We start from the raw sequence: 23,150 nt of genomic DNA, 5'->3' as shown, positions 1-23,150 counted from the left end.
GGGGTGGTCGGCGTCGGGGTCGGGGTGGTGGGCGTCGGCGTCGGGGTGCCGCCGGTGCAGGCCGTCCCGTTCAGGGTGAACGAGGCCGGCTTCGGGTTGCTGCCGCTCCAGGCGCCGTTGAACCCGATGCTGGTGCTGGCGCCGGTGCCCAGCGACCCGTTCCAGGACTCGCTGGCGGCGGTGACGTTCTGGCCCGTCTGCGACCACTTCGCCGACCAGCCCTGCTGCACCCTCTGGCTGGTGTCCGGGAAGGTGAAGCCGAGGTTCCAGGAGCTGACCGGGTCACCGAGGTTCTTGATGGTGACGGTGGCGGTGAACCCGCCCGGCCAGTCGCTGGTGGTGTAGTCGACGCTGCACTGGGTCGCGGCCTGCGCCGCGGTGACCGGGATGGCCACCATCCCGCCCGCCACCAGGACGCTCGCACCGGCTAGCGCGACCGTCCGGCGGGGGCCGGACAGGTTTCTCCACAGATTCATGCCACTGAACTCCTTGGGCGAGACCGGATCCGCGTACGGCCCGGCGGAATGGCCACCGGTGGACGTCCCGGCGGGACGGTCCTCGGCGCCAACGGGATATCTCGGGGGGTGCCCGACCCGGACGGGCGGTGGTGGTGGTGACGTGACCGGTCCGTGGACCGGTGGCGGCGACGCCGTCCGCTCGGACCGGTTGCCCTCGACGTCTGCCTGCGCGGTGTGGCTCCCCGAACCGCGTGCAGCGATTCTTGCATGGGAGCGCTTCCATGGCAATGCCTCGATGCCCGGTCGGGCCGCCGGACGCAGCCGGTCGCAGACCGGGACGTACGCCCCTCGCTCCGCGCCGACGCACAGAACGCGCGACGGGTCGAGAGCGGGCCGACAGGGCGGACAGAAGCCATGTAGCACCCGTATGACCCCTTGGAGCTGCAAACTCTAAAACACGAATCTTTCCCCGGATAAGTCGCGAAACCGTCTAACGTCGGCCATAGCTCGACTGTCGTCGGGCTCAGGACAACAGGGATGGAGTGACGCAGGTCATGGCTAAGAAGATGCTCGGGAAGGTCGTAGCGGGTGCCGCCCTCGGCGGCGCGTCCCTCCTGGTTTTCACGCCGGGGATCGCGTTCGCGGACGACCACCACGACGGCAGGGACCGGGACGGCAAGGTCTACGCCAAGCCGAAGATCGTCGAGGCTGGCGAGAAGGTCAAGTTCCTCCAGGTCTGCGAGGACCGGCAGGAGCACGCCTACGTCTGGTCGAAGGTCACCGGCAAGGTCGACCTGAAGCGGGTCGACGACGACCGGCGCGGGGACCACGGTGACTGGAACGGCAAGGACTGGAACGGCAAGGACGGCAACGGCAAGGACGACAAGGACAAGAACGGCAAGGACCACAACGGCAAGGACGACAAGGACAAGAACGGCAAGGACCACAACGGCAAGGACGACAAGGACAAGAACGACAAGGACCACAACGGCAAGGACAACGGCAAGGACAACGGCGGCTGGAACGGCAACGGCGGCGGCCAGCCCCCGGCCGGCGGCGCGGGCGGCGGCTTCGCCGCCGACGGCGGTCACAACGGTGACCGGGGCGGCTACGAGGGCCGCGACGAGCACGACAAGAAGGACGACTGGAAGAAGGACGACTGGAAGAAGGACCACAACGGGTACGGCCGCGACGACCGCGACCGCAACCACGACGACAAGGACCACAACGGGTACGGCCGCGACGACCGCGACCGCGACCACAAGAACGACAACGGCTACGGCCACGACGACAAGAACGACAACGGGTACGGCCGTGACGACCGCGACCACGAGGACAAGGACGACAACGGCTACGGCCGCGACGACCGCGACCACAAGGACGACAACGGCTACGGCCACGACGACAAGGACCACAACGGCTACGGCCGCGACGACAACGGCTACGGCCACGACGACAAGAACGACAACGGCTACGGCCGCGACGACAACGGCTACGGCCACGACGACAAGGACCACAACGGCTACGGCCGTGACGACAACGGCTACGGCCACGACGACAAGGACCACAACGGCTACGGCCGCGACGACCGCGACGACGACCGGAACCACGGGGACCGCTGGGAGCACAAGCGGGACTTCGTCTACTACGGCGAAGCCAAGGTCGACAAGGACGCCCGTCCGGGCCGGTACGAGCTCAAGGGCTCCTGCGGCGAGGGCGAACTGGTTGTCCTGCCCCGCGGTGGGGTCGACGGTGGTGACGGTGGCATGACCACCACCAGCACCGACCGTGGCATGGCCATGGGCGGGGCGGGCATGATCGGCGCGGCTGCCCTGGGCGGCATCGTGCTGATGCGCCGGCGTCAGGCCGATGGCCTCGTCTGACACGACGGCGACACGGGCCGGCGGCCGTCACGGGAGACCGTGGCGCGCCGCCGCCGCGGCCGTCGTCGTCCTGCTGGCCATGGTGGGCGCCGGAATGATCGGCGCGTCGCTGCAGACCGAACCCCCACCCCGCCCGCCGCAGCCGCGGGCCCAGTCCGCCCCGCAGACCCCGGTCGCTTCCGGCGTGCCCGGCCAGGGCCAGGGTCAGAGCCGCGACGGCGCGGTGAAGGCGGCCCCCGCCGCACTGTCCCGGTCCGACCCCCGCACCATCTCCATCCCGCGCATCGGGGTCGACGCCGAGATCATGTCGTTGGGCACCAACCCGGACGGCACCGTCCAGGTCCCCCCGCTGGACCAGGCGCAGCGGGCCGGCTGGTACTCCCCGGGGTTCAGCCCCGGCGAGGCCGGCAACGCGGTGATCGTCGGGCACGTCGACTCGGCGAAGCTCGGCCCCGCCGTCTTCTTCGAACTCGGTGCCCTCCAGCCGGGTGACACCATCACCGTGACCCGGGCCGACGGGGTCAAGGCCACGTTCACCGTCGACGAGGTCCGGTCGTTCCCGAAGGCCTCGTTCCCGGCCGAGCTGGTCTACGGCCCGAACGACAAGCCCGCCCTGCGGGTGGTGACCTGCGGCGGCCAGTTCGACCAGGCCACCGGCAGCTACCCCGACAACGTCGTCGTCCTCGCCACGATGACCGCGTGAACGCGACGCGCCTCCGGTCGGACACCAGGTCCGCACCGGAGGCGCGTCTGCGTACTCGTCAGGCGGCGGCGGAGGTCCGCACCAGGGTGCGGATCTGGCGCAGCAGCACCGACAGGGCGGCCAGGTCGGCCCGCGACTCATCGAACTCCCCCATCGCCCGCCGCGCACGGTGGATCGAGGTGGCGTTCGACTGCTCCCACTGGAGCACCCGCTCGCTCGAGGGCAGGCTGTCCGGGGTGGAGTCCAGGACCTCCGCGGTGAGCGCGGCCAGCGCGGCGTAGAGGTCGTAGCGCAGCGCCATCCGGGCCAGCGTCTGCCAGCGGTCCTCCCGCGGCAGCAGGGAGATCTTCGACAGCAGGGAGTCCACCCGGAACAGGTCCGACAGGACGAAGTACACCGAGGCCACCTCGCCCACGTCCCGCCCGGTGCCGGTCGCGGTCTCGACCACGTCCAGCAGGCCGAAGCTGTACATCAACCGGGTCGCCTGCTCGGCCAGGTCGCGCGGCAGACCCCGCTCGGCCATCGAGTCGATGTGGGCCGCCAGCGACTCCCGCTCGCTGCCGTAGAAGCGCTCCTCCAGGTCGGGCAGGAGCCGGGCCACGCCGTCCCGGAGCCGGGCGATCTCGGCCGGCACGTCGATCGGCGAGCGCCGGTTGGTGACCAGCCAGCGCACCGCCCGGTCGAGCAGCCGCCGGGTGTCCAGGTAGACGCTGGTCTGCAGCTCCGGGGAGACCTTGTTGTCCAACGCCTCGACGGCGTCCCAGAGCTCGCGCAGCCCGAAGACCTCGCGGACCACCACGTACGCCCGGATCACGTCCGCCGGCGAGGCGGCCGTCTCCTCGACCACCCGGAAGACGAACGAGATGCCGCCCCGGTTGATGGCCTCGTTGACCAGCACCGTGGTGACGATGTCGCGGCGCAGCCGGTGCTGGGCCATCCGGTCGGCGAAGCGCTCACGCATCGGCGTCGGGAAGTAGTTGACCAGGACCTCGGTCGTCCACTCCTCGTCGGCCAGCCCCTCGGCCAGGATCTCCCGCTCCAGCACGATCTTGACGTACGCGAGCAGCACCGCGAACTCCGGCGCGGTCAGCCCGGACTCGGTGCGGACCGCCAGCTCCTCGTCCGGCGGCAGCGCCTCCAGGGCCCGGTCGAGCTGCCCGGCCCGCTCCAGCTCGTTGATCATCCGCCGGTGTACCGGGAGCAGCGACGCGGCCTGGGCCTGGGCGTTGTTGATCGCCCGTGCCTGGTCGTAGTTGTCCCGCAGCACCAGCTCGGCGACCTCGTCGGTCATCTGGGCGAGCAGTTCGTCCCGCTCCGGGACGTCCAGCGCGCCGTCGGCGACCGCCGTGTTGAGCAGGATCTTGATGTTCACCTCGTGGTCGGAGCAGTCCACCCCGGCCGCGTTGTCGATGAAGTCGGTGTAGATCCGTCCGCCCGCCAGGGCGTACTCGATCCGGCCGAGCTGCGTGCAGCCCAGGTTGCCGCCCTCGCCGACCACCCGGCAGCGCAGGCTCTTGCCGTCCACCCGGATCGCGTCGTTGGACTTGTCGCCCACCTCGGCGTTGGTCTGCGTCGACGCCTTCACGTAGGTGCCGATGCCGCCGTTCCAGAACAGGTCGACCGGCGCGGTGAGGATCGCCTTCATCAGCTCCTGCGGGCTCAGCTGCGTCACGCTCTCGTCGAGGTCGAGCACCGCCCGGACCTGCGGCGAGATCGGCACCGACTTGGCGGTACGCGGGAAGATCCCGCCACCCTCCGAGATCAGCTTCCGGTCGTAGTCCTCCCACGACGACCGGGGCAGCTCGAACAGCCGCCGGCGCTCCGCGTACGAGGTGGCAGCGTCGGGGTCCGGGTCGAGGAAGATGTGCCGGTGGTCGAAGGCGGCCACCAGCCGGATGTGCTCCGACAGCAGCATGCCGTTGCCGAACACGTCACCGGACATGTCGCCGACGCCGACCACGGTGAAGTCCTGGGTCTGGGTGTCGTGGCCCAGCTCGCGGAAGTGCCGCTTGACCGACTCCCAGGCACCCCGGGCGGTGATGCCCATCTTCTTGTGGTCGTACCCGGCGGAACCGCCGGAGGCGAACGCGTCGCCGAGCCAGAAGTTGTGGGCCGCCGAGATCTCGTTGGCGATGTCGGAGAACGTCGCGGTGCCCTTGTCCGCCGCCACCACCAGGTACGGGTCGTCGGCGTCGTGCCGGACCACGTCGTTCGGCGGCACGATCTCGCCGCCGACGATGTTGTCGGTGACGTCGAGCATCGCGCCGACGAACTCCTTGTAGCAGGCGACCGCCTCGTCCCGGTCCCCCGGCTTCTGCTTGAGCACGAAGCCGCCCTTGGCGCCCACCGGCACGATCACGGCGTTCTTCACCATCTGCGCCTTGACCAGGCCGAGCACCTCGGTCCGGAAGTCCTCCCGCCGGTCGGACCAGCGCAACCCGCCCCGGGCCACCGGCCCGAACCGCAGGTGCACGCCCTCGAACCGGGGCGAGTACACGAAGATCTCGAACTTCGGCCGCGGGGCCGGCAGGTCCGGGATGGCCTGCGGGTCCAGCTTGAAGGCCACGTACGACTTCGGGCGACCGCCGGCCGGCCGCTGGTAGAAGCTGGTCCGCAGGGTGGCCTGGATCAGCGTCAGGTACGACCGCAGGATGCGGTCCTGGTCCAGGCTGGCCACGTCGTCCAGGGCCGCGCCGATCGCGGTGACCAGCTCGCCGCTGCGCTGCTGGCGCTGCTCCATGCTCGCCGCCGCGCCGGGGGCGAACCGGGTCTCGAAGAGCTCCACCAGCAGCGAGGCGATCTTCGGGTACGCGATGAAGGTCTGCTCCATGTAGTCCTGGGAGAAGACCGTGCCCGCCTGGCGCAGGTACTTCGCGTACGCGCGCAGCACCACCACCTGCCGCCAGGTGAGACCGGCGCGCAGGACCAGCTCGTTGAAGCCGTCCACCTCGGCCTCGCCCCGCCAGGCGGCGGCGAAGGCGTTCTCCACGTGCGGGCGGACCTCGGCCAGCTCCTGGTGCCCCTCGGGCAGGCGCAGGCCGAAGTCGTACAGGAAGACCCGCCCGTCGACCCGGTCCACCTCGTACGGGTGCTCGTCGACCACCCCGACGCCCAGCGAGTGCAGCACCGGCAGCACGGCGGAGAGCATCATCGGCTCGCCGTACCGGTAGACCTTGAACCGGACGTCCATCACGTCGTCGGCGTCCGGGGCGCGCGGCGCGAGCTGCTTGCGGAACAGGTGCATCTCCAGCTGGCCGGGCTCCTCCAGCAGCTCCAGCTTGGCCAGGTCCTTCATCGCCTCGTACGGCGTGTGCCCGTCCTTGTAGCCCTCGGGGAAGGCGTCGGCATACCGGCTGAACAGGTGCTTGGCCTGCTCGTCGCCGAGCTTGCGCTCCAGCACCAGCCGGTAGTCGTCGTCCCAGAGCCGAGTGGCGTCGGCCAGCTCCTCGGCGAGCAGGTCGGCGTCGACGTCACCGGGCGGCTGGGTCGGGTCGGTCCGGACGATGAAGTGCACCCGGGCCAGCATCGACTCGGTCACCCGGGTGGTGTAGTCCACCCCGACGCCGTTCAGCTCGCGCAGCAGGATGTCCTGCATGCGCAGCCGGTTCTGGGTGGTGAACCGGTCCCGGGGCAGGTAGATCAGGCAGGAGATGAACCGCCCGTACGCGTCGCGCCGCAGGAAGACCCGCAGCTGCCGGCGGCCGGCCATCCGCAGCACGCCGATGACCGCGTGGTACAGGTCCTCGGTCTTGATCTGGAACAGCTCGTCGCGCGGGTAGGTCTCCAGGATCTGCAGCAGGTCCTTGCCGGAGTGGCTGCGCTGGCTCAGACCGGAGCGGTCCAGCACCTCGGCGACCTTGCGCCGGACCACCGGCAGCTCCCGGACGCTGGTGCGGTACGCGGCGGTGGAGAAGAGGCCGAGGAAGCGCCGCTCACCGACCACCTCGCCGGCCTCGTTGAAGATCTTGAACCCGATGTAGTCCAGGTACGCCGAGCGGTGCACGGTGGCCCGGGAGTTCGCCTTGGTGATGATCAGCAGGCGCTTCTCCATCACCTTCTCGTGCGCCTCGGGCGTCATCGACGACAGCGCCCGCGCCTCCGGCGAGTCCGAGCGCAGGATGCCCAGCCCGGTGCCGAGCACCGCCTCCAGCGCGGGGCCCTCGCCGCCGTCGCTGTCGACCAGCCGGTACTCCCGGTAGCCGAGGAAGGTGAAGTGGTCGTGGGCCAGCCAGCGCAGCAGCTCCACCGAGTCGGTGATGTCCTTCTCCGGCACCGGCGGGCGGTTGTCGGAGGTCCGCGCGGAGGCCAGCTCGTCGGCCAGCGCCAGGGCGCGCTGGCGCATCTTCGGCCAGTCCTCCACCGCCTCGCGCACGTCGGTGAGCACCCGCTGCAGCTCGCGGCGCAGCTTCTCGCGCTCGGCCGCGTCGCGGACCGGGTCGATCTCGATCCGCATCCAGCTCTCGACCAGGTCGCCGGCGATCGCGTCGTCCGGCTCCACGTCGGCGGAGACCTCGGTCAGCCGGCCGAGCGGCTCCCGCCGCACCACGACCAGCGGGTGCACCAGCAGGTGCACGTCCAGGTGGTAGGAGTTGAGCAGCGCGGTCACCGAGTCGACCAGGAACGGCATGTCGTCCGTGACGATCTCGATGACCGTGTGGTGCTGCTCGGCGTGCGGCTCGTGGATGCGCAGCTTCAGCTCGCCGGGCACCCGCTGCTGGGCCAGGTCCCGGTGCGCCCGGGCCGCGTCGAGCATCTCCTCGGCGGTGAAGCCGATCAGTTCCTCGTCCGGCGCGAACCGCCAGAAACGGCTCACCAGGGTCGCCGCGTCGTGGTCCTCGCCGGCCAACGCCACCGCCTGGGCCACCAGGCGCTCCGCGTTGGGTACCGGCTCGTCGAGCTCCGCGTCCTCCACGTCGTCGCCGAGCGCTTCCGAAGGAAGCCCCAGGTCGTAGAGGGTGTCGATACTCGAACCGGTCATCCCGGTCACTCCTGTGTCGAGTCGGCCGAAGCCGTCTCCGTCGGTCGCCGAATCGAAGCTGTCGTCCCGGCCGGTGTCAGCCTGCCGGAGGTCGGGTCCCGGTTTGTACGCCGGACGCCGGTCCATCGGTGCCACTCCCCTCGACCCACCGCGTTGTGGGTCACTCTGCCGCCCAGCCTAGGCCTGCCGCTCGGTGCGTTCGTCGGCGGACCACCGGCCGGACGTCCGGTTCGGGACTCTGTCCTTTCACCCGTTGCAGATGCGCGGTCGGCCGGCTCCGGAGTACCCCGAACTCGCGATGTTCATCACACCGCCGCCGTTGGTCTTCACGCAGCGTGCGACCGACCGGGGCGGTACGGGGAGCACGGCCGTACTAGCGTGCAGGGCAGTCCGAGATCCGGAGGTACCGCTCCATGCCCGTGTCGTACCCGCCCCGTCGCTTGCGTACGCGCCTCCGGCCGGCTCTCGCCGCGCTGACCGCCACCGTGCTGGCGGCCGGCGCGCTCACCGGGTGCTCCGACGGCGACGGACCGGAGCGGACCGTGGACGCCTTCCTGAAGGGTTGGCGCTCCGGCGACCTCGCCGCGGTCGGGTTCATCGACCCGACCGGCGCCCGGCTGCCGGCCGGCGACGTCGCCAAGGAGATCAAGGAACTCTCCGGCGAGCTGGCCGCCACCCCACCCACCCTGCGCCGCTCCGGCGACCCGAAGGTGACCAAGGACATCGCCACCGCCACGATCCGGGTCGAATGGGCTCTGCCGGGCACGACCACCTGGGCGTACGACCGGCCGGTACGGCTGCGCCAGGGCCGGGACGACCAGTGGCAGGTGATCTGGGAGCCGCAGCTGGTGCAGGAGCAGCTCGGCGAGGGCGACCGGTTGACGCTGCGCCGCGACCGCAGCCCCCGGGCCGGGGTGCTGGACGCCGCCGGGCAGCCGATCGTGGCGCCCCGGAAGGTGGTCCGGGTCGGTGTGCAACCCAGTGAGGTGACCGACGCCAAGGCGCTGGTCCGGCAGCTCGACGCCGCGTTCCGGGCGATCCGGCCGCCGCTGAATCCCCCGGTCGACCTCTCCGACCTGCCGAAACGGCTCAGCGAGGCCGATCCGGGCGCTTTCGTCGAGGTGGTGACGCTGCGGGACGAGGCGTACCGGCAGATCCGGCCGCGCATCTACGACCTGCCCGGCACCCGGTTCCCCAGCGAGCAGCGCGACCTGGCGCCCACCCGGGAGTTCGCCCGGGCGCTGCTCGGCTCGGTCGACGAGGCGCAGGCCGACGACCTGGCCGCCCACCCGGACAAGTACGCCAAGGGCGACCTGGTCGGCCACGGCGGCCTGCAGGGCCGCTACGACGACCGCCTGCGCGGCACCCCCGGGCTCACCGTGCTCGTCCAGCGGCCCGCCGGCCCGGACGGCACGCCGGAGCCGACCGAGGTCTTCCGGCACGCGCCGCAGCCCGGTCAGCCGATGAAGACCACCCTCGACGTGGCCACCCAGAACGCGGCGGACGCGGCGCTGCGCGGGGAGAAGCGCCGCTCGGCCCTGGTGGCGGTACGGATCAGCGACGGCGCGGTGCTCGCCGCGGCCAACGGGCCGGGCGCGGCCGGGGAAAACCTGGCCTTCACCGCCCAGGTGCCGCCGGGCTCCACCTTCAAGATGGTCAGCGCCCTCGGCCTGCTGGACCGGGGCGCGGTGAGCGCCGACGCCACGGTGGACTGCCCGAAGACGTTCACCGTGGACGGACGCCCCTTCAAGAACTCCGACGACTTCGTCCTCGGCAAGGTGCCGTTCCGCACCGACTTCGCCCGCTCCTGCAACACCGCCTTCGCCTCGCTGGCGCCGAAGCTGGGCCCCGACGGGCTCGCCGCCACCGGCCGTACCCTCGGTCTGGAGGGCAGCTGGGACCTCGGCACGGACGCCTTCACCGGCAAGGTCTCGGCCAACGGCTCCCCGGTCGAGCAGGCCGCCGCGGCGATCGGCCAGGGCACCACGGTGGTCAGTCCGCTGGCCATGGCGGGGGCGACCGCCGCCGTCGCCCGTGGTCGCTGGGAGCAGCCGAAGCTGGTGCTCGACCCGGCCCCGGCCAAGCCGGCGGAGCCCGGTCCGCAGCTGAAGGCCGAGTCGGTGGAGCCGCTGAAGGCGATGATGCGCGAGGTGGTCACCGCCGGTACGGCCAAGGCGCTGTCCGACGTGCCGGGCGGTCCGGTCTACGGCAAGACCGGCACCGCCGAGTACGACAACAACCCGGCGCACACCCACGCCTGGTTCGTCGGCTGGCAGGGCGACGTCGCGTTCGCGGTGTTCGTGGAGCAGGGCGGGTCCAGCACGTCCAGCGCCGTTCCGATCAGCGAGCGTTTCCTCCGCGCCCTGCGCTGACCCGCCCGGCGTCGTCGCGCCTTCCGGCGCCCGGGCGAACCCCCGTTTGCGGCGGGTCGGGGTGTCCGTCGGCCGTGATGCCCCGACCCGCCGCGAACGGGGATCGATCACGGACAGGCGATGCCGGCGGACGACGGCGACGTCCCGTCCTCCGCGGCCCCGTCCTCCTCGGCGCGGGGCACCCGGCGGAGCAGGCCGGGCCCGACGGCAGCGGGCGGACCGACCGGCTCGACGGCCACCGGTGTCTCGACCGGCGCCGGCCCGAGCAGCCCGGTCGCCGGGCCCGGTGCGGCCCCCGCCCCGACCTCGCCCTCGACGGCCCGGCCGGCGTCGGCCGCGTCCACCGCCGGCTCTCCGGACCCGTCCGGCGTGATGCCGACCGGCGAGCCCGTCCCCCGGACCGGCTCGGCACCACTGCCGGGCGGGGTGACGGCACGGGCGAGCGCCCCGGTGGACCGGACGCGCTGCGGCGGCGGGGCCGCCGGCAGCAGCCGGGGCGGCACCGCCTCCGGCGCCGACACCGGGGCCAGCCCGGCCACGACGGTGTTGACGATCTCGGCGGCGTACGAGCCGTCCGGGTCGTAGTCGGGGTCGAAGACGGTCAGCTCGACGCCGAGGCAGTGCGGGGTGTCCACCAGGCCGGCGAGGAGGATCTCCAGTTCGGCGAAGGCGATCCCGCCCGGGTCGGGGGCGTCCACCGCCGGCATCACCACCGGGTCGAGCACGTCCACGTCGATGTGCACCCAGTAGCCGGCGCAGTCGGCGAGCTGCTCGTGCGCCCACTGGGCGGTACGGGCCGCGCCCTCGGCGCGCAGCGCCGGCACCGGCCGGGTGGTGATGCCGGCGGCCTGCAGGTCGAGGCGGTACTCGTCCTGCGCGCGGATCCCGAGCACCACCACGTCGATGTCGCGGAAGTAGGGGCGCCGCCCCTCGATGGCGGCCAGGTCGGCCTGCCCGCGCCCGGTGACCAGGGCCAGGTCCTCCCCCGCCGCCGCGCCGACGTACGAGGCGTTGCCGGGGTGCCGGAAGTCGGAGTGACCGTCCACGAAGACCAGGCCGATCCGGCCGCCGACGGCCTCGCCGAGCCGGTGCATGGCCAGCGCCGAGCCCAGCAGCACGGAGCAGTCCCCGCCGAGCACCAGCGGGAACTCGCCCCGGTCGATGATCGCGCCGATCCGGTCGGCCAGCGCCACCGAGTAGCCGGAGATCTCCCGGGCGTGGCAGACCCCGTCGCCGGGCCGCCAGTCGCCCGGGTCGTACCGGGGTGGGGTGAGGCAGCCGGCGTCGCGGGCCCGCAGCCGGGCGAGCAGGTCGTGGTCGCGCAGCGCGCCGGGGGCCTTGCCGCAGCCGGGGACGGAGGTGGACGTGGGTGGGCGCAGTCCCAGGTTTGTCGGCGCGTCGAGGACGGCGATCCGGCGCATCATGGGCTCCCGTCCTCGGTGGTCGGGCGGGCCGGCCGGAACGCCGGCCCGCGCTGGCGTGCTACGAACTCAGAACAGGGCGCTGGCCAGGGCCCGCCGGGCCGAGGCGACCGCGGGGTCGTCCGGGCCGGCGATGGTGAAGAGCGAGACCAGGTGCTGGCGTACCTTCTCCCGGTCGTCGCCGGCGGTCCGGCGGACCAGACCGACCAGCCGGGCGTACGCCTGCTCGGCCATGCCGCTGAGCACCTCGACGTCGGCGGCGAGCAGCTGAGCCTCGACGTCGTCGGGGGCGCCCTGCGCGGCGGTGAGCGCCGCCTGCGGGTCGACGCCGGCGACCCGGCGGGCCACCCCGACCTGGGCCAGGCCGGCCTCCGCCGCGGCGTCCGCCGGGGACTCGGCCAGGATCTTCCGGTACGCCCGCTCGGCGGCGTCCAGGTCGCCGCTCATCAGGGCGTCGTCGGCCTCGTCGAGGCGCGGGTCCTCCGGCTCGGCCACAGCCACGCCGCCGGCCTTGAGCACCGCGGAGATCCACTGGCGCAGCTGGGCCTCCGGCACCACGCCCGGGAAGGCGTCGATCGGCCGCCCGCCGACGACCGCGTAGACGGTCGGGAGCGCCTGGATCTGGAACATCTGGGCGATCCGGGGGTTCTCCTGCACGTCGATGCGGGCCAGCACCCACGTGCCGCCACCCTCGGCGGCCAGCCGCTCCAGCACCGGCGCGAACTGGTCACTCTCCGGGTAGCCGGCCGCACCGAAGAAGATGACGACGGGCACGGTCATCGACCGTTCGAGCACCTCGGACTGGAGGGTCGCCTCGGTCACGTCGACCACGGCGAGGCCGCCACCACCGGTGGCGGGGCCGCCCGGGAGACCGGCGGGCGGGCCGGCCTGGGTCGGTGTGCTGGGGCGGGTGTTGGCCGGTGCGGTGCTGCGCAGCGCACTGAGGTCGACCGCGCCGCGGGTGAAGATCGACGAGGTGATCCGTGGGTCGCTCATGGTTACCTAGTCTCGCACGTGTCCCGCTGAACTCAGATCAACCGCGACGGCGACAGTTGCAACTCTCACCCCTGCTCACCGCCCACCCGGCCGCTTCCGCGACCGCCCCGCGCGACGATGCCCTCGCCGGTGGCCGTCCGCACCTTTCGCGGTGCTTCGCGGCCACCGGCGAGGGCACCGGTCGCGGAGGGTGGAGCAGGGTCAGAAACGGGCCGGCTCGCGGTAGACGCCCCACTCGGCGCGCAGCGCGTCGCAGATCTCGCCGAGGGTGGCCTCGGCGCGGACGGCGTCGAGCATGGCCGGGATCATGTTCTCGCCGGTGCGGCCGACCTCGACCATCCGGGCGACGGCGGCGGTGACGGCGGCGTCGTCGCGGGCGGCCTTGCGCTCGGCCAGCAGCCGGCGCTGCTCCAGCTCCACCTCGTGCGAGATGCGCAGGATCTCCAGCTCCTTGGCGACCGTGCCGGTGTGGCAGTTGACGCCGACGATCCGCTTGTCGCCCTTCTCCAGCGCCTGCTGGTAGACGAAGGCCGACTCGGCGATGTGGCCGGTGAACCAGCCGTCCTCGATGCCGCGCAGGATGCCGGAGGTCATCGGGCCGATCTGGTGCGGGCCCTCGCCGCCGAGCTGCCGGATCCGGGCGAAGATCTCCTCCGCCTCGGCCTCGATCTTGTCGGTGAGCGCCTCGACGTACCAGGAGCCGCCGAGCGGGTCGGCGACGTTGACCACGCCGGTCTCCTCCATCAGCACCTGCTGGGTACGCAGGGCGATCTCGGCCGACTCGTCGGTGGGCAGGGCCAGGGTCTCGTCCAGGGCGTTGGTGTGCAGCGAGTTGGTCCCGCCGAGCACCGCGGCGAGCGCCTCGACGGCGGTGCGCACCACGTTGTTGACCGGCTGCTGCGCGGTCAGCGACACCCCGGCGGTCTGCGTGTGGAACCGCAGCCAGAGCGCCTTTTCACTGGTGGCGCCGTAGACGTCGCGCAGCCAGCGGGCCCAGATCCGGCGGGCGGCGCGGAACTTGGCGATCTCCTCGAAGAAGTCGACGTGCGAGTCGAAGAAGAAGCTCAGGCCCGGAGCGAAGACGTTGACGTCCAGCCCACGGCTGAGCCCCAGCTCGACGTAGCCGAACCCGTCGGCCAGCGTGTACGCCAGCTCCTGCGCGGCGGTCGCCCCGGCCTCGCGGATGTGGTAGCCGGAGACCGACAGCGGCTTGTACCGCGGGATCTCCCGGGCGCAGTACTCCATCAGGTCGCCGATCAGGCGCAGGTGCGGCTCAGGGTCGAAGAGCCACTCCTTCTGCGCGATGTACTCCTTGAAGATGTCGGTCTGCAGCGTCCCGTCCAGCGTGGACAGGTCCACGCCCTGCCGCTCGGCGGCGACCAGGTACATGCAGAAGACCGGCACGGCCGGGCCGGAGATGGTCATCGAGGTGGTGACGCCGCCCAGGTCGATGCCGTCGAAGAGCGTCTCCATGTCGGCGGCGCTGTCCACCGCGACGCCGCAGTGGCCGACCTCGCCGAGCGACTGCGGGTCGTCGGAGTCACGCCCCATCAGGGTGGGCATGTCGAAGGCGACGGAGAGCCCGCCGCCACCGGCGCCCAGGATCATCTTGTAGCGCTCGTTGGTCTGCTGGGCGTTGCCGAACCCGGCGAACTGCCGGATGGTCCAGGTGCGCCCCCGGTAACCGGTCGGGTAGAGCCCCCGGGTGTACGGGAACTCGCCCGGCCAGCCGATCCGGTCGAAGCCCGGGTACGCGGTGCCCTCCGGCGGCCCGTAGACCGGGTCGACGGTCATCCCGGACAGCGTGGTGAAGTCGGCGTCCCGCTTTCGCGCGGCGTCGTAGCGGGCCTGCCAGCGTGCCCGTCCGGCTGCGATCTCGTCGGCGTTCATCCGCGGGGCTCCTCCTCGAGTCCTCGACTGAAGACCGAGTGTAGAACGCCGGCCTGAACGATCGCTAAGGATGTTCGTACCGGCCGGTAACGTGACCGGCCGGTACGCACCTCGATCAGGTCACTCGGACGAACGGGCGCTTTCCTGCCGCCGGAACTCCTCGACCGGGAGCCCGCCGCGCCCCCAGTTCTCGGTGTCGACCTCGTCGATCACGACGAAGGTCGAGGTCAAGGGCTTGTTCAGGACGTCGAGCAGCAGCTGGCTCACGCCCTTGATGAGGGCGGCCTTCTCCTCGGCGGTCGCCGCGGAGGCGCCCGGCGTGCTCCCCTCCCGGGTGATCTGGATGGTGACGATCGGCATCGCGCTGGTCCTTTCTGCGGGGTTGCGTTGGGTCAGTGACCGGCGTTCTGGCCGCCGTCGACGTGCAGGATCTCGCCGGTGACGAAGGGCGCGGACTCGAGGTAGAGCACGGCGTCGACGACGTCGCTGGTCTCGCCGAGCCGGCCGACCGGGTGCAGGCCGGCGAGCGCCTCGTGGGTCTCGACCGGGTGCATCGGGGTCTTGATGACACCGAGCGCGACGGCGTTGGCCCGGACGCCCCGGCTGGCGTACTCGATGGCCAGGGACTTGGTCGCGGAGTTGAGGCCACCCTTGGTCAACGACGCCAGCACGGAGGGGACGTTGGAGTTGGCCTGGTCCGCCAGGGTGGTGGTGATGGTGACGATGTGCCCCGCGCCGGAGGCCAGCAGGTGCGGCAGGGCGCGCCGGGTGATGTGGAAGAAGCCGGTGACGTTGATCCCGGTGACCCGCGCGAAGTCCTCGTCGGTGTAGTCCGTGAACGGCTTGGCGACGAAGACGCCCGCGTTGTTGATCAGAGTGTCGATGCGGCCGAAGCGCTGCAGGGCGGCGTCGACCACCCGCTCCGCGGTGTCGGCGTCGGCGATGTCGCCCCGGACGGTGACGATCTCCGGGTCCTGGGCGTCGCCGATCGAGCGCGAGGTCGCCACGACGCCGTAACCGAGCTTGCGGTACGCCGCCACCAGGCCGGCGCCGATGCCCTGGGACGCCCCGGTGACCACGGCGACCTTCTGTCCCTGACTGGTGCTCATGACGTTCCCTTCCTGACGGGCTGAGACCCCGTTGGCCCGGCCCTGCACGACCAGTAGACGACTGGTCGACAAAAAGTTAGCCGACCGGTCATGTATCGTCTAGTTCATGGGACGGACGAGTGACGCACGGAACAAGATCCTGGAGGCCGCCGCGACCCTGTTGGAGCAGCGGGGATATTCCGCGCTGGGCGTGGCGGAGATCTGCACGACGGCGGGTGTGCCGAAGGGCAGCTTCTACTACTTCTTCGAGTCCAAGCAGGCGCTCGCGCTCACCGTCATCGACGAGCACTGGACGCGGCAGCGACGGCAGTGGGTCGAGCTGCTCGGCAGCGACCGCGACCCGCTACGGCGCCTGCGGGACCTCTTCGAGGCCACCGCGGAGGTGCAGCGCGCCGGGCAGCAGAAGGCCGGCCTGGTCACCGGCTGCCTCTTCGGCAACCTCGCGCTGGAGCTGAGCACCCAGGCCGAGGAGGTCCGCAGCCGGCTCCAGGAGATCTTCGAGGCCCAGATCGACCTCATCGAGCCGCTGGTCGCCGAGGCGAAAGAGCGGGGCGAGGCCGGTCCGTCGGTCGACACCCGCGAGACCGCGCGGTCCATCGTCGCCCAGATCGAGGGACGCGCGCTGCTCGCGAAGCTGCTCAACGACCCGGCCCAGCTGGAGACCCTGTGGCGCAACGGCCTGGACCTGCTCCAGGTGCCGCCGCAGGTGCGGGCCGCGCTGGACTGAAACTGACCCCGCGTCGGCCCGGAAAAAGCGCGGCGCGCACGGCCTCAGGCCGACGGCACCGCCGGACCGCCCAGGGCCACGTCGTCCACCCGGATGTTGATTTCGTCGACCCGCAGCCCGTACCCCTCGACCGCCGCCGTCACCGCCGCCCGGACCCCGTCGGTCACCTGTGGCACCGGGTGACCGGCGGTGATCACCAGCACCAGGTTGACCACGGCCGCGCCACCGGTCACGTGCGCCGAGCAGCCCCGCCGGGCGTCGCCGACCTGGTCCAGGCCCACCTTGTCGAGCACGGCGTTGAAGAACCGGGCCACGTCGCCGCCCAGCTCGGCCACCCCGGGCACAGACTTGGCGGCGGCCACCGCGATCTTCTCCACCACCTCGTCGGAGACATGCGTCGTCCCGCCCGCCACCGCCTCCGGCGTCACCGACAGCTCCTGGGTCGCCTCGTCCATGCTCTCCCCAAACGGCTCGCACCGCCCCACGGGTCGTGAGGCGGTGCGAGCGTACTAGCCGGGGACCGGTCCGCAGTGGACCGGTCAGGAGCCGAGCTGCGTCAGCAGCTCGTCCGCGGCGGCGTACGGGTCGAGCGCGCCCTTCGCCACCTTGGCGGCGAGCGTGGTCAGCTCCGTACCGTCGCGCAGCGAGCCGATCCGGGCGCGGAGCGCGCCGAGCGCGATCGCCTCGATCTCGGCGGCGGCCCGCGCCTCCCGGCGGCGGCGCAGCTCGTCGTGCTGCTCCAGCCAGCCGCGGTGCTTGTCGATGGCGGCGGCGATGTCGTCGATCCCCTCGCCGCGGGCGGCGATCGAGCGGACCACCTGCGGGCGCCACTCCCCCGGCCCGCGCTCACCGAGGGCGATCATGCCCTGAATGTCGCGCACGGTGGCGTCGGCGCCGTCCCGGTCGGCCTTGTTGACCACGAAGACGTCGGCGATCTCCAGGATGCCGGCCTTGACCGCCTGGATCGCGTCACCCATGCCGGGCGCCAGCAGGACCAGCGTGGTGTCGGCGAGCGAGGCCACCTCGACCTCGGCCTGGCCGACGCCCACCGTCTCCACCAGCACCACGTCGCAGCCGGCACCCTCCAGCACCCGCACCGCCTGCGGGGTGGCCGCGGAGAGGCCGCCGAGGTGGCCCCGGCTGGACATCGAACGGATGTAGACCCCCGGGTCGGTGGCGTGGTCCTGCATCCGGACCCGGTCGCCGAGGATCGCGCCGCCGGTGAACGGGCTGGACGGGTCGATCGCCAGCACACCGACCCGGTGCCCGCGCGCCCGCAGCGCCCGGACCAGCTCGTTGGTGGTGGTCGACTTGCCCACCCCGGGCGAGCCGGTCAGCCCCACCACCTGGGCCTGACCGGCGTACGGCGCGAGGGCCGCCGCCACCTGCGGCAGCACCTCGTCACCGGACTCGACCAGGGTGATCAGCCGGGCCACCGCGCGGGGGTCACCCGCGCGGGCCCGTTCCACCAGCATCGGTACGTCCCGGCTGCGGCGCACCGGCCCGGTGGCCGCCGCCGGGGCGTGGTCGACGGCATCGCTCACTGCTGGGTCTCGCCACCGTTCGGCACGTGGATGATCAGCGCGTCGCCCTGACCGCCGCCACCGCAGAGCGCGGCCGCGCCGGTGCCGCCACCCCGGCGCTTGAGCTCCAGCGCGAGGGTGAGCACCAGCCGCGCGCCGGACATGCCGATCGGGTGGCCCAGCGCGATCGCGCCGCCGTTGACGTTGACCTTGTCCGGGCTGATCCCCAGGTCACGGGTCGACTGGATGCCGACCTGGGCGAACGCCTCGTTGATCTCGATCAGGTCCAGATCCTCGACGCTCAGCCCGCCCTTCTTGAGGGCGTGCTGGATGGCGTTGGACGGCTGCGAGTGCAGCGAGTTGTCCGGCCCCGCGACGTTGCCGTGCGCGCCGATCTCGGCCAGCCAGGTCAGCCCCAGCTCCTTGGCCTTGGCCTTGCTCATCACGACCACGGCGGCGGCGCCGTCGGAGATCGGCGAGGAGCTGCCGGCGGTGATGGTGCCGTCCTTGGCGAACGCCGGGCGCAGCTTCGCCAGCGACTCCACCGTGGTGTCCGGCCGGATGCCCTCGTCCTCGCTGATCACCAGCGGGTCGCCCTTGCGCTGCGGGATGACCACCGGGGTGATCTCGTCGGCGAAGTGGCCGTTCTTCTGCGCGGCGGCGGCCCGCTGGTGGCTGGTCGCGGCGAACGCGTCCTGCTCCTCACGGGTGATGCCGTGCCGCGTGCCGTGCTTCTCGGTGGACTCGCCCATCGCGCAGCAGTCCCAGGCGTCGGTGAGCCCGTCCAGCGCCATGTGGTCCTTGATCGTGACGTCGCCGTACTTGTAGCCGGAGCGCTGGCCGAGCAGCAGGTGCGGGGCGTTGGTCATCGACTCCATGCCGCCGGCCACCACGACGTCGAACTCGCCGGCCCGGATGAGCTGGTCGGCCAGGGCGATCGCGTCCAGGCCGGAGAGGCAGACCTTGTTGATGGTCAGCGCGGGCACGGACATCGGGATGCCGGCCTCGACCGCCGCCTGCCGGGCCGGGATCTGGCCGGCGCCGGCCTGGAGCACCTGCCCCATGATCACGTACTGAACCTGGTCCGGGGCGACGCCGGCGCGCTCCAGCGCCGCCTTGATCGCCACGCCGCCGAGCTTCGTCGCCGGGAGGTCCTTGAGGTTGCCCAGCAGGCGCCCCATCGGGGTCCGCGCGCCGCTGATGATCACCGAAGCCATTGCCTGCCTCCGAGGGGGTGCCGACCTGTACGCCTTAACGATTGTTCGGTCAGACTAGCGCCATGGCTGAGAACTCCCCCGTCGAGCCCGCTGCCGACTATGTCACAGACATCGGTCTGCGCCGTATCGACCACGTCGGGGTCGCGGTCGCCGACCTCGACGCCGCGATCGACTTTTACCAGCGCACCTTCGGGATGCGCTGCGTGCACACCGAGACCAACACCGAGCAGGGCGTCCGCGAGGCGATGCTGGCGGTCGGCCCGACCACCGAGGGCGGCTGCGTGCAGCTGCTCGCCCCGCTGACCCCCGAGTCGACCATCGCGAAGTTCCTGAACCGCAACGGGCCGGGCGTGCAGCAGGTGGCGTACACGGTCGCCGACATCGACGCCGCCTGCGCCGCGCTGCGCGAGCGGGGCGTACGGCTGCTCTACGAGAAGCCCAAGCGCGGCACCGCCGACTCCCGGATCAACTTCGTGCACCCGAAGGACGCCGGCGGCGTCCTGGTCGAGCTGGTCGAGCCGGCCGCCGACGCCCACTGACCACGCCTCGCCCCCCTTCGCGCCGCCGTCTGTGGCGGGTCGGGGTGTCCCCGTCGCCGGACACCCCGACCCGCCGCGAACGGGGGCGGCGCGGCCGAGAGGAAGGGGAGCGAGCGCGAGGGTGCGCGGTAGGGGTGCCGCACGGACATCTCCACGCATCGGCCAATGCAGTTTTTCACAGAGGACTTCCGGCCCTAGCTACCGTTCAGTAACGTCCCGGCCCAACAAGGAGCGCGACCGGTGCCGGATGTGTCGATTGCCGACATGGCGGTCGGTCGCACCGGCGCCGACGATGGCAGCACCCTCTGCCCCCGGCGTGGGTGCGGACGAACGGGAGGTCACCGTGCAGGACATCCTCGAAGCGATCATGGCGGCGGAAGGCTCGGACCAGCCGGAGCGGGAGCTCGCCGGTCTCGCCGGGTTGCCGGTACCGGAGACCTACCGCGGCATGGTCGTCCGCGCCGAGGACACCCGGATGTTCGACGGGATGGCCACCCGCGACAAGGACCCGCGCAAGGCCCTGCACCTGCAGGAGGTCCCCACCCCGGAACTCGCCCCGGGCGAGGCCCTGGTCGCCGTGATGGCCAGCGCCATCAACTACAACACGGTCTGGACCAGCATCTTCGAGCCGCTGCCGACCTTCAAGTTCCTCCAGCGCTACGGCCGGCTCTCCGAGCTGACCCGCCGGCACGACCTGCCGTACCACGTGGTGGGTTCGGACGCGGCGGGCGTGGTGCTGCGCACCGGGCCCGGCGTGACCAAGTGGAAGGCCGGCGACGAGGTCGTCGCGCACTGCCTCTCGGTGGAGCTGGAGGACGCGGCCGGCCACGACGACACCATGCTCGACCCGCAGCAGCGGATCTGGGGCTTCGAGACCAACTTCGGCGGCCTCGCCGAGCTGTGCGTGGTCAAGGCCAACCAGCTGATGCCCAAGCCGCGCCACCTGAGCTGGGAGGAGGCGGCCAGCCCCGGGCTGGTCAACTCCACCGCGTACCGGCAGCTGGTCTCGCACCACGGCGCCAACATGAAGCAGGGCGACGTGGTGCTGATCTGGGGCGCCTCCGGCGGCCTCGGCGGCTACGCCACCCAGATGGCCCTCAACGGCGGCGCGATCCCGGTCTGCGTGGTCTCCTCGCCGGAGAAGGCCGAGCTGTGCCGGAAGATGGGCGCCGAGCTGGTCATCGACCGCACCGCCGAGGGCTTCCGGTTCTGGAAGGACGAGCAGACCCAGGACCAGGACGAGTGGCGCCGCTTCGGCGAGCGGATCCGTGAGCTCACCGGCGGCGAGGACCCGGACATCGTCTTCGAGCACCCCGGCCGGGAGACCTTCGGCGCCAGCGTCTACGTGGCCAAGAAGGGCGGCACCATCGTCACCTGCGCCTCCACCAGCGGCTACCAGCACCAGTACGACAACCGTTACCTGTGGATGCACCTCAAGCGGATCGTCGGCAGCCACTTCGCCAACTACCGGGAGGCGTGGGAGGCCAACCGGCTGGTGGCCCTGGGCCTGATCCACCCGACGGTGTCGCGGACCTACCCGCTGGAGCAGACCGGCCAGGCCGCGTACGAGGTGCACCGCAACGCCCACCAGGGCAAGGTCGGCGTGCGCTGCCTCGCCCCCGCCGACGGGCTGGGTGTCCGGGACACCGAGCTGCGAGCCCGCCACGAGGATGCGATCAACCGGTTCCGCGGCCACTGAGCCGTCCGGGTGAGGCCGGCATGCCCATTGCGGTGAGGAGGCCATTGCCTTTCCACATGGGTGGCGTACCCCCATTCGAGTGACGACGGACAAAGGGCCGCGGGCATCCCCCGCGGCCCTTTTCCTGCTCACTCGGCGTAACCTCGGCCCGCCCGGGACCTGCCAAGATCGCCGATTGGTCCGGTGTCGACGAGGGCAGAAGTTGACCATGTAATGAGGACACGAAAGCTCGGGACCGCTCTTGCGAACGACCCCGGGGAGTCTGCAAGTATGTCCCAATGCCCCAGCAGCAGTCCTCCCCTCTCGCGTTCTTCGATAACGCGAACTCGCAGCCAGATTTCACCGTCGGCCTGCGCGGATACAACACCCACCAGGTCGATGACTTCATCGGCCGGATGACCGCCGCGCTGACCCAGTCCGAGCAGGCCCGGGCCGAGGCCGAGCAGCGGATGAACGACGCCCAGCGTCGGCTCCGCCAGGCCGAGCAGCGCCAGGGCGCGCTCGAGCAGAAGCTCGCCGACACCAACAAGCAGCTCGAGGAGAACAGCCGGCCGACCCTCTCCGGCCTGGGTACTCGCGTCGAGCAGATCCTGCGGTTGGCCGAGGAGCAGGCCAACGACCACCGTAACGAGGCCAAGCGCGAGTCGGAGGGCATCCTCTCCGCCGCCCGCCTGGAGGCCCGGGAGATCACCGACAAGGCGCGCGCCGAGGCGGCGGCGATGAAGGCCACCGCCGAGCGCGAGGCCGGCAACGTCCGCACCACCGCCGAGCGCGAGGCCGCCGAGGTCCGGGTGCAGGCCCGCCGCGAGGCCGACACCCTGCGTGCCGACGCCGACCGGGAGACCAAGCAGCTGCGTACGGTCACCGCGCACGAGGTGGCCGAGCTCAAGTCCACCGTCGAGCGGGAGGTCGCCACGCTGCGCGCCACCGCCGAGCGGGAGATCACCCAGCAGCGGGCCAAGGCCGCGCGCGAGGCCGAGGAGAAGCGGGCCGAGGCGACGAAGCTGCTCACCGACGCCCGGGACAAGCGGGACAAGGACCTGCAGGCGCTGGAGCTCCAGCTCGCCGAGCGCCGCGAGAAGGCCGAGCGCGAGGAGTCGGAGCGGCACGCCGCCCAGGTCGCGCAGACCCAGAAGCTGGTCGGCGAGGCCGAGCAGCGGGCCCGCGCCGCCCAGGAGCGCGCCAAGGAGATCGAGCAGCGCGCCGAGGCGCGCCGGGTCGAGTCCGAGCGCACCGCCAACGAGACCGTCGACAAGGCCAAGGCGCTGGCCGAGAAGACCCTCAACGAGGCCAAGGCCGAGGCGAAGCGGCTGCTCACCGAGGCGCGCACCGAGGCGGAGCTGACCACCCAGGCGGCCCGTCGCGAGGTCGAGGACCTCACCCGTCAGAAGGACGCGGTCACCTCCCAGCTCGGCCAGATGCTCTCCGGTCTGGCCGGCATCGTCCCGGGCGTGCCGGCCCAGCAGTCGGCCGCCGCGCCGGCCAAGCCGGAGGCCGCCAAGGCGGCGGGCACCGAGCAGCGGGCGACCGCGGAGACGGCCAGCTGACCCAGCGCACCGTGGGGGCATGAGTGCACGGCGTGGGGTGCCATCGGGTTGACCGGTGGCACCCCGCGCCGTATGCGTTTCCCAACCC

General features: G+C 71.9%; 16 protein-coding genes and 1 pseudogene. 7 read left to right on the top strand and 10 right to left on the bottom strand.

Annotation, left to right across the window (positions count from 1 at the left end; genetic code table 11):
- Positions 1 to 476 (bottom strand): cellulose binding domain-containing protein (locus tag ACSNN7_RS04200; protein WP_436679237.1); only part of this gene is annotated, 476 nt, incomplete at its 3' end.
- Positions 477 to 1,012: 536 nt separating this feature from the next.
- On the opposite strand from ACSNN7_RS04200, the gene ACSNN7_RS04195 reads away from it, so the two are divergent.
- Positions 1,013 to 2,341, top strand: a complete 1,329-nt coding sequence (locus tag ACSNN7_RS04195; RefSeq protein WP_436679236.1) for a hypothetical protein — start codon at positions 1,013 to 1,015, stop codon at positions 2,339 to 2,341.
- The gene (locus tag ACSNN7_RS04190) at positions 2,328 to 3,044 is read left to right on the top strand and encodes a class F sortase (RefSeq protein ID WP_436679234.1); all 717 of its coding nucleotides are present in this window, start codon (positions 2,328 to 2,330) and stop codon (positions 3,042 to 3,044) included. Before ACSNN7_RS04195 ends, ACSNN7_RS04190 begins: the two co-directional genes overlap by 14 nt.
- Positions 3,045 to 3,102: 58 nt before the next feature.
- On the opposite strand, the gene ACSNN7_RS04185 is transcribed toward ACSNN7_RS04190, so the two are convergent.
- Complete coding sequence (locus ACSNN7_RS04185; RefSeq protein ID WP_436679232.1) at positions 3,103 to 8,148, bottom strand: NAD-glutamate dehydrogenase; 5,046 nt, start codon at positions 8,146 to 8,148, stop codon at positions 3,103 to 3,105.
- A 287-nt stretch (positions 8,149 to 8,435) separates the two neighbouring features.
- Here ACSNN7_RS04185 and ACSNN7_RS04180 point away from each other — a divergent pair, with 287 nt between their 5' ends.
- Complete coding sequence (locus ACSNN7_RS04180; protein ID WP_436679231.1) at positions 8,436 to 10,394, top strand: penicillin-binding transpeptidase domain-containing protein; 1,959 nt, start codon at positions 8,436 to 8,438, stop codon at positions 10,392 to 10,394.
- 470 nt (positions 10,395 to 10,864) lie between these two features.
- Here ACSNN7_RS04180 and ACSNN7_RS04175 read toward each other — a convergent pair.
- The 5 genes and pseudogenes from ACSNN7_RS04175 to ACSNN7_RS04155 all read right to left on the bottom strand — a co-directional run.
- Positions 10,865 to 11,818: pseudogene (locus ACSNN7_RS04175) on the bottom strand (arginase family protein); the annotation flags it as partial.
- Between the two features lie 66 nt (positions 11,819 to 11,884).
- Positions 11,885 to 12,811: a tetratricopeptide repeat protein gene (locus ACSNN7_RS04170; RefSeq protein WP_436679229.1), complete on the bottom strand. Its 927-nt coding sequence runs from the start codon at positions 12,809 to 12,811 to the stop codon at positions 11,885 to 11,887.
- 201 nt (positions 12,812 to 13,012) lie between these two features.
- The gene (locus ACSNN7_RS04165) at positions 13,013 to 14,701 is read right to left on the bottom strand and encodes an acyl-CoA mutase large subunit family protein (RefSeq protein ID WP_334448887.1); all 1,689 of its coding nucleotides are present in this window, start codon (positions 14,699 to 14,701) and stop codon (positions 13,013 to 13,015) included.
- A 120-nt stretch (positions 14,702 to 14,821) separates the two neighbouring features.
- Positions 14,822 to 15,061, bottom strand: coding sequence for a tautomerase family protein (locus ACSNN7_RS04160; RefSeq protein WP_436679227.1), 240 nt, complete (start codon positions 15,059 to 15,061; stop codon positions 14,822 to 14,824).
- Between the two features lie 32 nt (positions 15,062 to 15,093).
- Positions 15,094 to 15,810: an SDR family NAD(P)-dependent oxidoreductase gene (locus ACSNN7_RS04155; RefSeq protein ID WP_436679225.1), complete on the bottom strand. Its 717-nt coding sequence runs from the start codon at positions 15,808 to 15,810 to the stop codon at positions 15,094 to 15,096.
- A 106-nt stretch (positions 15,811 to 15,916) separates the two neighbouring features.
- Here ACSNN7_RS04155 and ACSNN7_RS04150 point away from each other — a divergent pair, with 106 nt between their 5' ends.
- A complete protein-coding gene (locus ACSNN7_RS04150) occupies positions 15,917 to 16,537 on the top strand; it encodes a TetR family transcriptional regulator C-terminal domain-containing protein (protein ID WP_436679223.1) in 621 nt (206 codons plus the stop codon).
- 44 nt (positions 16,538 to 16,581) lie between these two features.
- On the opposite strand, the gene ACSNN7_RS04145 is transcribed toward ACSNN7_RS04150, so the two are convergent.
- The 3 genes from ACSNN7_RS04145 to ACSNN7_RS04135 form a co-directional block, all read right to left on the bottom strand.
- The gene (locus tag ACSNN7_RS04145; protein WP_436679222.1) at positions 16,582 to 16,992 is read right to left on the bottom strand and encodes an Asp23/Gls24 family envelope stress response protein; all 411 of its coding nucleotides are present in this window, start codon (positions 16,990 to 16,992) and stop codon (positions 16,582 to 16,584) included.
- Between the two features lie 84 nt (positions 16,993 to 17,076).
- Positions 17,077 to 18,081, bottom strand: a complete 1,005-nt coding sequence (gene meaB, locus ACSNN7_RS04140) for a methylmalonyl Co-A mutase-associated GTPase MeaB (RefSeq protein ID WP_436679221.1) — start codon at positions 18,079 to 18,081, stop codon at positions 17,077 to 17,079.
- On the bottom strand, positions 18,078 to 19,277 hold the full coding sequence (locus tag ACSNN7_RS04135; protein WP_436679220.1) for an acetyl-CoA C-acetyltransferase: 1,200 nt from the start codon (positions 19,275 to 19,277) through the stop codon (positions 18,078 to 18,080). Before ACSNN7_RS04135 ends, meaB begins: the two co-directional genes overlap by 4 nt.
- Positions 19,278 to 19,339: 62 nt before the next feature.
- Here ACSNN7_RS04135 and mce point away from each other — a divergent pair, with 62 nt between their 5' ends.
- From mce to ACSNN7_RS04120, 3 genes are all read left to right on the top strand, one after another.
- Positions 19,340 to 19,816, top strand: a complete 477-nt coding sequence (gene mce / locus ACSNN7_RS04130) for a methylmalonyl-CoA epimerase (RefSeq protein WP_436679219.1) — start codon at positions 19,340 to 19,342, stop codon at positions 19,814 to 19,816.
- 343 nt (positions 19,817 to 20,159) lie between these two features.
- The gene (ccrA, locus tag ACSNN7_RS04125; protein ID WP_436679247.1) at positions 20,160 to 21,515 is read left to right on the top strand and encodes a crotonyl-CoA carboxylase/reductase; all 1,356 of its coding nucleotides are present in this window, start codon (positions 20,160 to 20,162) and stop codon (positions 21,513 to 21,515) included.
- Positions 21,516 to 21,793: 278 nt separating this feature from the next.
- The gene (locus ACSNN7_RS04120; protein WP_436679217.1) at positions 21,794 to 23,062 is read left to right on the top strand and encodes a cell division protein DivIVA; all 1,269 of its coding nucleotides are present in this window, start codon (positions 21,794 to 21,796) and stop codon (positions 23,060 to 23,062) included.
- The last annotated feature ends 88 nt before the right edge of the window (positions 23,063 to 23,150 follow it).

Origin of the sequence: Micromonospora sp. URMC 105, assembly GCF_051386295.1 — a bacterium.
Classification (GTDB): domain Bacteria; phylum Actinomycetota; class Actinomycetes; order Mycobacteriales; family Micromonosporaceae; genus Micromonospora.
Note: the sequence above shows the minus strand (reverse complement) of the source record. Positions and strands in the feature narration are given on the sequence as shown.